This window comes from Ornithinimicrobium jinqii (assembly GCF_045032595.1).
In the GTDB taxonomy this organism is placed as follows: domain Bacteria; phylum Actinomycetota; class Actinomycetes; order Actinomycetales; family Dermatophilaceae; genus Ornithinicoccus.
The window spans coordinates 79,661-91,790 of sequence record NZ_JBJFZS010000021.1 but is presented as its reverse complement, the minus strand read 5'-3'; the positions used below and the strand labels follow the sequence as shown (position 1 = coordinate 91,790).

11 protein-coding genes are annotated in these 12,130 nt (G+C 73.0%); 7 read left to right on the top strand and 4 right to left on the bottom strand.

Annotated features, from left to right (window positions below):
• The first annotated feature begins 142 nt into the window (after positions 1–142).
• Together ACI3ET_RS10215 and ACI3ET_RS10210 are read left to right on the top strand one after the other, a co-directional pair.
• Positions 143–601, top strand: a complete 459-nt coding sequence (locus tag ACI3ET_RS10215; RefSeq protein WP_405032933.1) for a VOC family protein — start codon at positions 143–145, stop codon at positions 599–601.
• Between the two features lie 44 nt (positions 602–645).
• Entirely contained in the window at positions 646–1,638 is a 993-nt protein-coding gene (locus ACI3ET_RS10210; protein WP_405032932.1) for a sigma-70 family RNA polymerase sigma factor, read from the top strand.
• Positions 1,639–1,764: 126 nt separating this feature from the next.
• Here the strand turns inward: ACI3ET_RS10210 and ACI3ET_RS10205 are convergent, their stop codons facing one another.
• The gene (locus ACI3ET_RS10205) at positions 1,765–3,957 is read right to left on the bottom strand and encodes a catalase (RefSeq protein ID WP_405032931.1); all 2,193 of its coding nucleotides are present in this window, start codon (positions 3,955–3,957) and stop codon (positions 1,765–1,767) included.
• 176 nt (positions 3,958–4,133) lie between these two features.
• Here ACI3ET_RS10205 and ACI3ET_RS10200 point away from each other — a divergent pair, with 176 nt between their 5' ends.
• Positions 4,134–5,327 (top strand): tocopherol cyclase family protein, encoded by a 1,194-nt coding sequence (locus tag ACI3ET_RS10200; protein WP_405032930.1) that lies wholly within the window; start codon positions 4,134–4,136, stop codon positions 5,325–5,327.
• Here ACI3ET_RS10200 and ACI3ET_RS10195 read toward each other — a convergent pair.
• A complete protein-coding gene (locus ACI3ET_RS10195; RefSeq protein WP_405032929.1) occupies positions 5,242–5,799 on the bottom strand; it encodes a LiaF domain-containing protein in 558 nt (185 codons plus the stop codon). The genes ACI3ET_RS10200 and ACI3ET_RS10195 overlap by 86 nt on opposite strands.
• Before the next feature lie 77 nt (positions 5,800–5,876).
• On the opposite strand from ACI3ET_RS10195, the gene ACI3ET_RS10190 reads away from it, so the two are divergent.
• Complete coding sequence (locus ACI3ET_RS10190; protein WP_405032928.1) at positions 5,877–6,881, top strand: aldo/keto reductase family protein; 1,005 nt, start codon at positions 5,877–5,879, stop codon at positions 6,879–6,881.
• Between the two features lies 1 nt (position 6,882).
• On the opposite strand, the gene ACI3ET_RS10185 is transcribed toward ACI3ET_RS10190, so the two are convergent.
• Positions 6,883–7,515, bottom strand: a complete 633-nt coding sequence (locus tag ACI3ET_RS10185) for a hypothetical protein (RefSeq protein ID WP_405032926.1) — start codon at positions 7,513–7,515, stop codon at positions 6,883–6,885.
• 46 nt (positions 7,516–7,561) lie between these two features.
• On the opposite strand from ACI3ET_RS10185, the gene ACI3ET_RS10180 reads away from it, so the two are divergent.
• Positions 7,562–8,740: a MalY/PatB family protein gene (locus ACI3ET_RS10180; protein ID WP_405032925.1), complete on the top strand. Its 1,179-nt coding sequence runs from the start codon at positions 7,562–7,564 to the stop codon at positions 8,738–8,740.
• A 4-nt stretch (positions 8,741–8,744) separates the two neighbouring features.
• Here the strand turns inward: ACI3ET_RS10180 and ACI3ET_RS10175 are convergent, their stop codons facing one another.
• Positions 8,745–9,758 (bottom strand): zinc metalloprotease, encoded by a 1,014-nt coding sequence (locus ACI3ET_RS10175; RefSeq protein WP_405032924.1) that lies wholly within the window; start codon positions 9,756–9,758, stop codon positions 8,745–8,747.
• Positions 9,759–9,874: 116 nt separating this feature from the next.
• Between ACI3ET_RS10175 and ACI3ET_RS10170 the strand changes: the two genes are divergently transcribed.
• Together ACI3ET_RS10170 and ACI3ET_RS10165 are read left to right on the top strand one after the other, a co-directional pair.
• Complete coding sequence (locus ACI3ET_RS10170) at positions 9,875–10,900, top strand: saccharopine dehydrogenase (protein ID WP_405032923.1); 1,026 nt, start codon at positions 9,875–9,877, stop codon at positions 10,898–10,900.
• Between the two features lie 329 nt (positions 10,901–11,229).
• Complete coding sequence (locus tag ACI3ET_RS10165) at positions 11,230–12,120, top strand: transporter substrate-binding domain-containing protein (RefSeq protein ID WP_405032922.1); 891 nt, start codon at positions 11,230–11,232, stop codon at positions 12,118–12,120.
• The last annotated feature ends 10 nt before the right edge of the window (positions 12,121–12,130 follow it).

The following is a 12,130-nucleotide window of genomic DNA, read 5'->3' as shown; positions in this document are numbered from 1 at the left end:
AACCATCATACTCGACCGGACGCGTCGGGTGGCCCGACCTGACGCGCCGGGTGGCCCGGACCGATGACTTGGGCCGGCGGGCGTGGTCGGTACTGGCACGTGCACGCCATACCCGCCGCGTGCCCCGAGCAGAGGAGCCCCCGTGCACCAGCTGATCTTCGTCAACCTCCCGGTCGCCGACCTGGCGCGCAGCCGCGCGTTCTTCGGCGGGCTCGGCTACACCTTCAACGAGGACTTCTGCGACGAGCGCGGACTGTGCCTCGAGCTGGGCCCCACCCTGCACGCCATGCTGCTGACGCAGGACTTCTTCGCCCGCTTCCACGACGGCCGGACAGCCGGGCCCGGAACGGTGGAGACCCTGCTGTGCCTGTCGGCCGACTCCCGCGGGGCCGTCGACTCGATCGTGGACCGCGCGGTGGCCCTCGGCGGGGCGGACGTGCGGACCGAGGACGAAGGGTTCATGTACGGCCGGTCCTACAGCGACCCCGACGGCCACATCTGGGAGATCCTCTGGATGGAGCCGGTCACTCCAGGGGGTGGACCGGAAGGGCCGACCGGTGCCACTGTGGACGTCGGGCCCGGGCGTGGTGAGCGACGGTGACAGCCACGCGGGTGACAGGGACGACGAGGCGAGGTGACACGCTGATGAGCACGGTCGAGGACCAGGCGGGCGCGACGACGTTCGAGGAGCTCACGGCACCGCTGCGTGGGGAGCTGCTGGCCCACTGCTACCGGATGCTGGGCTCCGCGGGCGAGGCCGAGGACATGGTGCAGGAGACGTACCTGCGGGCGTGGAGGGCGTTCCACTCCTTCGAGGGGCGGTCGTCGGTGCGCACCTGGATGTACACGATCGCCACGAACACCTGCCTCACCGCGCTCAAGCGGCAGGGGCGCCGACCGTTGCCGAGCGGGCTCGGCCAGCCGCCCGGCGACCCCCACGTCCCCGTGGTGGAGGACCGCTCGCGGGACTGGCTGGAGCCGCTGCCGGACCGGATGGTGTGGGGCGAGGCTCAGCCGGACCCGGCGGAGGCCGCGGTCGCGAACGAGGGCGTGCAGCTGGCTGTCGTCGCCGCCCTGCAGGACCTGCCGCCGCGCCAGCGCGCCGTGCTCGTGCTGCGAGACGTGCTGCAGATGTCGGCGGCCGAGACCGCCGAGGCGCTGGGCTGCTCCGTCGCGGCGGCCAACTCCGCGCTCCAGCGGGCGCGGGCGACGATCGGCGAGGGCGTCAGCCGTGCGGGGCGGCGCGTGCACGAGCTCGACGCCGAGGAGCGCGCGGTCTTCGCCCGCTTCTGCGACGCCTTCGAGCGGTATGACGTGCCTGCGGTCGTGGGCGTGATGGCCGACCAGGCGAGCTGGCAGATGCCGCCCTTCGACCGCTACTACCTCGGGCGTGAGGCGATCGCCGCGCTCATCGGGACGCAGTGCCCCGCCACGGCGCCCCGGGACCTGCTCATGGTGCCGACGGTCTCCAACGGCCAGCCGGCGGCCGGGATGTACTTCCGCGGCGAGGACGGCGTGCACCGTCCGTTCCAGCTGGTGGTGGTGGATATCGTCGACGGTGTCGTCACGGCTGTCGTCGGGTTCTTCGACGCCGAGGCGTTCGCCCGGGCCGGGCTGCCGGCCGAGCTGCGCGACTGAGGACGGCGACCCTCCGTCACCCCTTTCTTGCAGACTGGTGGCCGGACACGCGTCCTGGAGCCGGCTCCTGCCGGCTCCAGGACCGCCTTCAGGCTCCAAGACGGTGGGAGTGGCCGCGGGCGCGCCTCAGACGTCCCGCGCCCAGTGCCGCATCGCCGCGCAGGCCGTGAAGAACTCGCTCGGGGTGGTGGTGGCCAGGTCCAGGCACGCCTCGTCCAGCCGGTCAGCGACCCCGCCGGCCTTCAGCACCGGCGTGGCGCCAGGCACGTGGCCGATGAACTTGTAGTGCGAGAACGCGTCGGCGACGAAGTCACGGGTGGCCGGGTGGCCGGCCAGCTCCTCGGCCCCGGCACCCTCGGCGAGAAGGGCGACCGCGTCGAAGAGCACCGAGGGGCCACCGTCGATCTTGTGGTCGACCGGCCGCCGTTCGCCGCCAGCGAGGTCGACCCCGCCGACCTTGAGGCCGATCGTCTCGACCATCGCACCGCCGTCCACGAAGGCCCTGGTCAGCGCGTCCAGGGCAGCGCCGTCGGTGCCGTCGGCCACCAGGATGCCCAGCTTGCGCCCGGCGAAGCTCGCCGGCGCCCGGAACGTCATGCTCAGGGGCGGTGACTCGGGCAGGTCGGTGCGCGCCGCGACGGCCGGCGGCGTCGCGTCGGGCAGGTCGATCCCGAGACCGTCCGCGACCCCGGCGGCGAGGTCCTCGTCGACGTTGCGCAGGTTGGCGACGATCCGTTCGCGGATCGTCGGGATCTCGCACTTGGACAGCTCGAAGACGAACGCCATCCGGATGTGGTCCTGCTCCGGCCCGCTCTGGCTGCGGTAGAACTGCCCCGCCTGGGAGTAGTGGTCGGCGAAGCTCTCGGCTCGCACCCGCCGCGTGTCACCGCTCTCCGGCCGCTCCAAGGTGCGGAAGCCCGCCTCCTGGTCGGCCCTCGGGCCGGCGGCGGCGCCGGTGAACGAGTTCGGCTCGTAGTTGGCCCGGCCCGCCTGCCGCCCGAACTGCATGTGGCCGTCGCGCTGGAAGTGCATGACGGGGCAGCGCGGGGCGTTGACCGGCAGCTGGCTGAAGTTGGTCGAGCCGAGCCGCTTGAGCTGGGTGTCGAGGTAGGAGAAGTTGCGCCCCTGCAGCAGCGGGTCGTTGCTGAAGTCGATGCCGGGCACGACGTTCTGCGTCATGAACGCGACCTGCTCGGTCTCGCTGAAGACGTTGTCGACCACCCGGTCCAGCCGCATCGTGCCGATCACCCGCAGCGGCACCTGCTCCTCGGGGATGATCTTCGAGGAGTCGAGGACGTCGAACTCGAAGGCGTCGGCGAACTCGTCGTCGAAGGCCTGGACGCACAGGTCCCACTCGGGGAAGTCGCCGTTCTTGATCGCGGTCCACAGGTCTCGCCGGTGGAAGTCTGGGTCGGCGCCGTTGATCTTGACGGCCTCGTTCCACACCACCGACTGCAGCCCCTGCTTGGGGACCCAGTGGAACTTGACGAAGGTGCTGCGCCCGTCGGCGTCGACGAACCGGAAGGTGTGCACGCCGAACCCCTGCATGAAGCGGAACGACCGCGGGATCGTCCGGTCCGACATCTGCCACAGCAGCGTGTGGGTCGACTCGGGCATCAGGCCGACGAAGTCCCAGAACGTGTCGTGGGCCGACTGCGCCTGCGGCCAGCCGCGGTCCTGCTCCTCCTTGACCGCGTGGACGAGGTCGGGGAACTTGATGGCGTCCTGGATGAAGAACACCGGGATGTTGTTGCCCACCAGGTCCCAGTTGCCCTCGTCGGTGTAGAACTTCGTCGCGAAGCCGCGGATGTCGCGCGCGAGGTCGAAGGAGCCCAGGTTGCCCGCCACCGTGGAGAACCGGACGAACACCGGCGTCTCCTTGCCGGCCGCGGCGAAGAGCGAGGCCCGCGTCAGGTCGGACAGGTCCTCGGCCGCGGTGAAGGTGCCGTGCGCGCCGTACCCCCGGGCGTGGACGACCCGCTCGGGGATCCGCTCGTGGTCGAAGTGGAAGATCTTGTCGCGGAACGCGAAGTCCTCGAGGAGGGTCGGGCCGCGGTCGCCGACCTTCAGCGAGTTCTGGTCGTCCGAGAGCTGCTGCCCCTGGGAGGTCGTCAGCGGGGGTGTGCCGTCGCCCGGCAGCTGGTGCAGCTCGCCGCCCTCGCCCGGCTCGGTCGCGTCGGTGTAGAGCGGGTTGTCGGCTGCCGCGCCCGAGTTGGAGGGGGTCGGCGGCTTCGGCGGGGCGGGGTCCTGCGGGTAGCCCGGCAGCTGCGGCCCTCCGGCCTCGACGGCAGGGGTAGGGGCGGGCTTCTTGGCGGCCATCGTTCCTCCGTGGGGCAGGGGGCGCCGTCGTCGTCGACGGCTGAGCTCCCACGCTAGGACGGCAGAGCGCTGCCGTCCTGTCGAAGAGCGGTGGCCCAGCCGCGGCGTCCGGCGACCACCCCCGGCCGCACCCGCGTGCCGGGACAACGGCAGCCGGTGGGCCTAGCGTGGGCGCTGTGAGCCCTGCACCCCTGCGCCGCTACCGCGCGACCGGCGCCGACCTGCCGTGGACGGACCTGCGTCGCTCGCACCCGGGCGTCGCCATGGAGGGCTATTTCTGGCGCGTCACCGACGCGCCCACCGGCCGGGTCCTCATCGCGCTGATCGGGGTGAACCGCGGCCCGGACGGGCCCTGGGCGACCGTGGGGCTGGCGTCCTCCGACGGCTTCCTCCGCACCGACGGCCTGCCGGGTGCCTGGGCCGCCCCCCACGGGGTGGGGGCGGCAGGGGGCCGTGCGGCCGGGGTCGGGGGCGCCGACGCGGCGACCTTCCGCGGCAGCGACCGCCACCTGCACGCACGCCTCGGCGCCGACGCCGGGGTCGACCTCGTCCTCCAGCCGCTGGCGCCGTGGCCCCGGCGGCCCTTCGGCGGATCCAGCGTCTTCCAGAGCGTGCCGCGCCTCAACCAGTACTGGCACCCCTGGCTGCTCTGCGGTCGCGCCACCGGCACGGTGCGTCTCGGCAGCGCGACATGGCACCTGGACGGTGCGCAGGTGTACGCCGAGAAGAACTGGGGCGCAGAGGGTTTCCCGGACGCGTGGTGGTGGGGGCAGGCGCACGGGTTCGCCGAGCCGGGGGCGACCGTGGCGTTCGCCGGCGGTCAGGTGCACGCCCGGGCGCTGGGTATGACGTTGCGCACCGAGGTGACCGCGCTCGTGGTGCGCCTCCCCGACGGCCGGGTGCTGCGGCTGGGCGACCCGGGGACCACCCCGGTCCGCGCGCGGGTGGGCGACGACCGGTGGGAGCTGTCCGGGACCGACCGGGTCCGAGGGTGGGGCGTCGAGGTGTCGGCGGGCGCACGCCTCGAGGAGGCGCACGTGCTGCCGGTCCCGCTCCCGTCGCAGGGCCGCAACATCCCCGGTGCCCTCGAGCACCTCACCGGCACCCTGCACGTGGAGGTGAGCCGGCGTGGCCGGCGGGTGTGGGCCGGCACCTCGTCGCTCGCCGGCCTGGAGCACGGGGGCCTGCGACGGGCGGAGGCCGAGCTGGCCCGGCGCGGTGGGGAACCGGTGCCGGCACCGGCACAGGGACGCGGCTCACCCGACCGACCCGACCCGACCTGCGTCAGCGCTTGGGGACGACCCACCGCCAGCCGCGCGGGGGCTTGCCGACGTCCGGGCCCATCTCGCGGACCCTCACGTCACCCATGAACGAGTAGTTGGTCACGACCAGGCGGGCGCCGCTGCGGGACGTGGGCTCGCGGGGGTCCGTCTCGGTGCGCACGTCCCCCAGCAGCGTGCCGCCGTTGACGACCACGTCGGTCCCCGGCGGCACGGCGATCCGCACGTCGCCCATGAACGACCACGCCTCCACCTCGAGCGTCTCACCGGGCACGATGACCTCGCGCAGGTCGAGCTTGAGGTCTCCCATGAACTGGTAGACCGTCGTCCTCCGCGCCGCCGGCCAGCGCCCGGTGCGCACGATGTCGCCCATGAAGCCGATGATCGGGTCGGACCGGTCGAGGCGGGCGGGGGGCGGGGCGGAGGCGGCCGGGCGTCCCAGGGTCGGCGGCTGCGACGGGACGACCTCGGGCAGCCCGCTCCCCGGCGTCTGAGGACCGGGCAGCGGCGGTGCGTCCCACCGCTCAGGGGTGGCGTGCGGGTCGGACTGGGGCTGCGTCATACCCCCACGGTAGCCCTGCGGCCGCGCCCCCACACCTGACGTCCGGCACCGTCGGCGGCCGCGGCTAGGGTGCGGGTATGGAGCACAGGTACCTCGGCAACAGCGGACTGAAGATCAGTGAGATCACGTACGGCAACTGGCTGACCCACGGGTCGCAGGTGGAGAACGAGGTGGCGCTGCAGTGCGTGCGCGCCGCGCTCGACGCCGGCATCTCGACGTTCGACACAGCTGACGTCTACGCCAACACCAAGGCGGAGAAGGTGCTCGGCAAGGCGCTCAAGGGCGAGCGCCGGGAGAGCCTGGAGATCTTCACCAAGGTCTACTGGCCGACGGGGCCGGGCGGCCACAACGACACGGGGCTGTCGCGCAAGCACGTCATGGAGTCGATCGACGGCTCGCTGCGACGCCTGCAGACCGACTACGTCGACCTCTACCAGGCGCACCGCTACGACACCGAGACGCCGCTGGAGGAGACCATGCAGGCCTTCGCGGACATCGTCCGGGCCGGCAAGGCGCTCTACATCGGGGTCAGCGAGTGGACGGCCGACCAGATCCGCGACGGGCACCGGCTGAGCAGGGAGCTGGGCTTCCAGCTCATCTCCTCCCAGCCGCAGTACTCCATGCTCTGGCGCGTCATCGAGCCCGAGGTCGTGCCCGCCTGCGAGGAGCTGGGCATCTCCCAGATCGTGTGGAGCCCGATGGCTCAGGGCGTGCTGTCCGGCAAGTACCTCCCGGGCCGGCAGCCCACCGAGGGGCGTGCGGCCGACGACAAGATGGGCCGGGGGATGCAGGGCTTCATGCGCGACGAGGTCCTGACCGCCGTGCAGGGTCTGAAGCCGCTGGCCGAGGAAGCCGGGCTGACGATGCCGCAGCTGGCCGTCGCCTGGGTCCTGCAGAACCCGAACGTCGCGGCCGCGCTCGTCGGCGCCTCCCGGCCCGAGCAGGTCGCGGACAACGTCAAGGCCGCCGGCGTGACGCTCGACGCGGGCCTCATGACGAAGATCGACGAGGTGCTCGAGGGCGTCGTCGAGCGAGAGGCGGGCAAGACCGCGGAGAACGCGCCGAAGGGCCGGGTGGCCTGACTCACGCCCGCTCGACCACGGTGGTGACCACCTCGGTCAGGGCCGGGCGGCGCGGCGTGGACGAGAAGCCGAAACGTGCCGGAGGGTCCACCGGCGTCAGCGTGCCCAGGTCCACGCCGTCGAGCCGCGCGGTCACCGCCCTGACGGCGCGGATGTCGGTCGCACCGTAGTACTCCCCACGTCCGTGGCCGGCGCTGCCGCGGGTGCGCACGCCACGCAGGACGACCCGGGCCACCGGGTCCGTGACCGTCGAGAGCGCGGGGCTGCCGGCCAACCCGCGCGGTATGCCGCGCAGCAGCCACCCCAGCGCCGTCCGTCGCCCGAGGTCGGCCGCCAGCTCCAGGGACGCGGTGGTGAGGTGCAGGGTGTGCGGCACGCCCCGGTCGGGCGTCGCGTCCGTGCCGACCTGGACCGGCTCGACCCGGGTCTCGTCGAAGGTGTAGGTGCTGGCCACGAAGTCGACCACCTCCTGGCTCGGGGCGATGAGCAGACGGTGCCCGTCGGCCCGCTCGACCATGACGTCGGCGAACGACCCCAGCGGCGAGTCGTCCCAGACACCGACGACCACCCGCACCCCGCTGGTCGTCCCGACCCCGAGGATCCGGCCGCTGAAGGTCCACGTGCGCGACGCCATACCCCCATCCTCCCGTGGCGGCGCCCGGGCCTGAGAGGGTGGCCCCATGAGCGCTGCGTCCACGGGTCCCGGGTCACCCTTCGACGTCACCCTGGAGGAGATGCGCCTGCACCGCTCGGCGAAGTGGAGCCGGGTGAAGGCCGACGTGCTGCCGGCGTGGACGGCCGAGATGGACGTGCGGACCGCGCCGGCGATCGCCGAGGCGCTGCACACGGCGGTGGACCGGTCCGACTTCGGCTACGCCGGCCACCCGAAGCCCGTGGTGGACGCCTTCGCCGGGTTCGCCCGGGACGTCTGGGACTGGGACCCCGTGGCCGGCACGGGCAGCGTGCGGGTGATGGGCGACGTGGGCGTCGGGGTCCAGGAGATCCTGCGCGCGGTGACCTCACCCGGGGACCGGGTGATGCTCAACCCTCCGGTCTACCTGAGCTTCTACCCGTGGATCACGGGGCTCGGCCTGGTCCCCGACGACGTGCCGATGCTCGATCAGGACCGTGGCGGACGGCTGGACCTCGAGGGGATCGAGCGGTCCCTGGCCGGCGGGACCCGCGTCGTCCTGCTCTGCTCCCCCCACAACCCGCTCGGCATGGTCACCCCCCGGGAGGACCTGGCCGCCGTCGCCCACCTGGCCCGCGCGCACGGGGCGCTGGTCATCGCCGACGAGATCCACGCCCCGCTGGTCCACCCGGGCAGCGAGCGCCAGTTCGTCCCCTTCCTCGCCGTGTCGGACGCCGCGCGCGAGGTGGGCATCGCGCTGCACTCGCCGTCGAAGGCGTGGAACCTCGCCGGGCTCAAGCTCGCGGTCGGGGTGGTGGCCGACCGGTCCAGGTGGCCGGCGGCGATGACCGGCGGGCTGGACTGGGGCGCAGGGATTCTCGGGCAGTATGCAGCGGTGGCGGCCTACACGGGCGGGCGGGAGTGGCTCGACGTGGTGCGGAGGGAGATCGAGGAACGCGCCGCCCAGCTGCAGCCGCTGCTGGCCGAGCACCTGCCGGGGGTGCGCTACCACCGGCCCTCGGCGAGCTACCTGGCCTGGCTGGACTGCCGGGAGCTGGGGCTCGGCGACGACCCCGCGCAGGCCTTCCTCGAGCGGGGTCGGGTCCTGCTCTCCCCCGGACCCGCGTTCGGACCGGGCGGCACCGGCTTCGCCCGGCTCAACATCGGCACCTCCCAGGAGCTGATGACCGAGGCGGTCCGCAGGATGGCCTCGGCGCTGGACCGGTGACCGGTCACGGGCAGTCGATCGCCCCCAGCTCGGCGAGGCCGGCGAGGTCGCCCGGCCCGAAGGCCGTGCGGCCCGTGTTGGTGGGCGACATGAGCTCGCCCGGGTCGTCGACGTGGTCGAGTCCGAGCACGTGGGCGAGCTCGTGGTCGAGGACGGAGGAGTGCGCCTCCCGGGTCGGCAGGTCCTGGGCGTCGAGCACGACCTGACCGCCGGCGTTCCACCAGCGACCGTCCGGACCCGAGACCATCGTCGGGCCACCCATGCCGGCGATGCTGCCGCCGAGGACCGGCTCGTCACCGGCGTCGGACCAGCTCACGACGACGGGAGAGCCTGGCTCGCGCGGTTCGTCGCTCCACCGCTCGGACGTCTCGCCGACGAGCTCCAGCTGCAGGCCGGACGCGACGGTGAGCCGCTCGAGGGACCCCTGGACGAGCGCGGCATACCCCTCGGGCGCGCCGACCGGGTTGACCTCGACCGGGACCGTGCCGCACGGCGAGAACCCGACCGGCACGTCCGAGCCGGGCTGGGTGCGGGCGAAGGCGAAGGAGCCGACGGTGCCGGGGTCGACCACCGGCAGCACGCGGCTTCCCTCGGGAGGCTGCCAGCCCAGCTGGCGGACGTCGATCTGCGGGACCACCCTGTCGAGGCGGTCCAGGATGGACTCCGACGTCGCCGTGCCGGGCGGGGGCTCGGGGGTGGGCCCGGGCCGGGCGAGCGAGCCGTCCGGGCGCGTCGGAGCGTCCACGGCGGGCAGCCCGAGCACGGACCGGGCTGCCGCGGTCACCCCCGCCCTCGCCGCCCCGAGCTCGGCGGGGAAGAAGTACGCGACGAGGACGAGCGCGGGGACGAGGAGCCACAGCAGGCCCGGTCCCCCGCCGCGCGTCCGCGCAGGGGGCCGCCGGTAGCCGGACGGGACGGAGCCGAGGCCGTGCAGCTCGTCCCACCGGTCGAGCTCGGTGAGGCGCCTCTGCATCTCGGCCGCCCGGCGACGACGGGCCGCCGACTCGAGGCTCCCCATGCGGCCACATGATGCACGAGCACGCTGACAGGTCACCGGGAACAGGCCACCGGGAACAGGCCACCGGGACGACGGTCGCGGTGACCACACGCGTCCGGGCGGCATAGGGTTCGACCATGACCAAGCCGCACCTGTGGATCCGCGCCGAGGCGCGCCCGACCGAGCAGCGCGTCCCGATCGTCCCGGCCGACGCAGCCCGCCTCATCGCCGACGGGTTCACGGTGACGGTCGAGGACTCGCCGACGCGGATCGTCCCGCTCGCGGAGTACCTCGCCGTCGGCTGCACGGCCGCCCCGGTCGGCTCCTGGGTCGAGGCGCCGCAGGGCGCGGTCGTCGTCGGGATCAAGGAGCTGCCGCAGGACCCCGCCGACCTGCAGCACACCCACGTCTTCTTCGCCCACGCCTACAAGGGCCAGGACGGCGCCGACGAGGTGCTCGACCGTTTCCGACGCGGCGGTGGCGAGCTCCTGGACGTGGAGTTCCTCACGGTGGACGGCAAGCGGGTCGTCGCCTTCGGCTACTGGGCCGGCTATGTCGGCGCCGCCCTCAGCGTGCTGCGCCACCGCGGGCTGCTGAAGGGCGGTGTCGCGCCCATGACCAGGGCCGACCTCGACGATCGGCTCCGCTCCAGCACGCCGGCCGAGCCCGAGCGCGCTCTCGTGATCGGGTCACGGGGCCGGTCCGGCTCCGGGGCCGTCGACGCGCTGGCGGTCGCCGGCTGCACGATGACCCGGTGGGACCGCGCGGACACCGTCGTCCTCGACCGACGGGCGCTGCTCGACCAGGACATTCTCGTGAACTGCGTGGTCAGCGGCGAGAAGCGCGAGCCGTTCGTCACGGCCGCCGACGTCGACGTGCCACGCCGGCTGCGGGTCGTCGGGGACGTCACCTGCGACGTCACCTCGGAGGCCAACCTCCTGCCCGTCAACACGGCGATCACCACGTGGGACGAGCCCGTGCGGCGCTTCGGCGGCGCCGACCAGCCGCTCGACGTCATCGCCATCGACAACCTGCCCTCGCTGCTTCCCGGGGAGTCCAGCGAGAGCTTCTCCGCCGAGCTCACGCCGCTGCTGCCGGACCTCGCCGACCGGTCCGGGCCGTGGGCGGCCAGCCTGGCGTGGTTCCGCAAGCACGTCCACTAGCACCGGACACGTCCTCCGGACCAGCCTCCGCGCCCAACACGACGGGAGTCTGCCGTGCACGCCCGTTCGCGTAACGATCTGATAACAGCCCGGACGCGGGTCTGCGGGCAGCTGGCCGGAGCCCAACGCGCGCGCGCGTAGCGCATCGGACGGTGCCCGCGCAAGAGGTGTGGGCGACCCTCCTGACCCTGGCTACGGTGGAACTGACCGCTGGGTCGGCCCGCCCCTCTGCAGCGCCGGTACGACCGGCAGCACGGCACACCTTCACGGGTGTGCGCCGCAGAGCCAGCCGCGGGTCCGGCCCTCGACGACCCGGAGGAGAACACCTGATGATCTCGACCACCCGACGCCCGCACCGCCGCACCCTCACCGCCCTCGCCGCCGCCAGCGCCGCGGCCCTCGCGCTGAGCGCCTGCGGCGCCGACGCGGAGGAGGACGGCGACGACACCGCAGCTGCCGGGGCCGAGAGCCTCGGCCTCATCGACGACGGCACGCTCGTCGTCGCCATGAGCGGTGAGTTCCAGCCGTTCAGCTACTTCGACGGCAACACCCTCACCGGCTTCGACCACGACATCGGCGTCGCCGTCGCCGAGGAGCTCGGGCTGGAGGTCGACGCCCAGACGGGCGCCTTCGACACCCTCATCCAGGGCATCGACGCCGACCGCTACGACGTGCTGATCGCCTCGATGACCCCGACCGAGGAGCGGGACGAGCAGGTTGACTTCACCGACAGCTACTACGTCTCCGGCGCCCAGGCGTTCGTCGCACCGGGGACCGAGTGCACCGACATCTCCGAGCTGGACTCGCCGACGATCGGAGTGGCCAGCGGCACCACCTACCAGGACTGGCTGAACGAGAACGGTGGCGACTGGATCGGCGAGGTGCGCACGTTCTCCTCCGACATCACCGCCCTGCAGGACGTGGCCACCGGCCGGCTCGACGCTGCGATGACCGACCGCAACGTCGGCCTCTACCAGATCCAGGAGTCGGGTCTCGACCTCGTCGAGTGCGGTGAACCGGTCTTCACCGAGGAGCCGGCGTTCGCCGTCAAGGAGGGCAACACCGGGCTGCAGGAGGCGCTCAACGAAGCCCTCGCCACGATCAAGGAGAACGGCACCTACGCCGAGATCTCCGCGACGTACTTCGGCAAGGACATCTCCACCACCGGTGGCGGCACCACCGGCGCGACCGACGACGCCGTCGAGAGCACCGAGGGCTGAGGACACCCTC

Excerpts from the sequence above, each read along its gene's own strand:
- ACI3ET_RS10210 (WP_405032932.1), top strand. The coding sequence starts at position 646 with ATGAGCACGGTCGAGGACCAGGCGGGCGCGACGACGTTCGAGGAGCTC.
- ACI3ET_RS10205 (WP_405032931.1), bottom strand. The coding sequence starts at position 3,957 with ATGGCCGCCAAGAAGCCCGCCCCTACCCCTGCCGTCGAGGCCGGAGGG.
- ACI3ET_RS10195 (WP_405032929.1), bottom strand. The coding sequence starts at position 5,799 with ATGACGCAGCCCCAGTCCGACCCGCACGCCACCCCTGAGCGGTGGGAC.
- ACI3ET_RS10190 (WP_405032928.1), top strand. The coding sequence starts at position 5,877 with ATGGAGCACAGGTACCTCGGCAACAGCGGACTGAAGATCAGTGAGATC.
- ACI3ET_RS10185 (WP_405032926.1), bottom strand. The coding sequence starts at position 7,515 with ATGGCGTCGCGCACGTGGACCTTCAGCGGCCGGATCCTCGGGGTCGGG.
- ACI3ET_RS10180 (WP_405032925.1), top strand. The coding sequence starts at position 7,562 with ATGAGCGCTGCGTCCACGGGTCCCGGGTCACCCTTCGACGTCACCCTG.
- ACI3ET_RS10175 (WP_405032924.1), bottom strand. The coding sequence starts at position 9,758 with ATGGGGAGCCTCGAGTCGGCGGCCCGTCGTCGCCGGGCGGCCGAGATG.
- ACI3ET_RS10170 (WP_405032923.1), top strand. The coding sequence starts at position 9,875 with ATGACCAAGCCGCACCTGTGGATCCGCGCCGAGGCGCGCCCGACCGAG.
- ACI3ET_RS10165 (WP_405032922.1), top strand. The coding sequence starts at position 11,230 with ATGATCTCGACCACCCGACGCCCGCACCGCCGCACCCTCACCGCCCTC.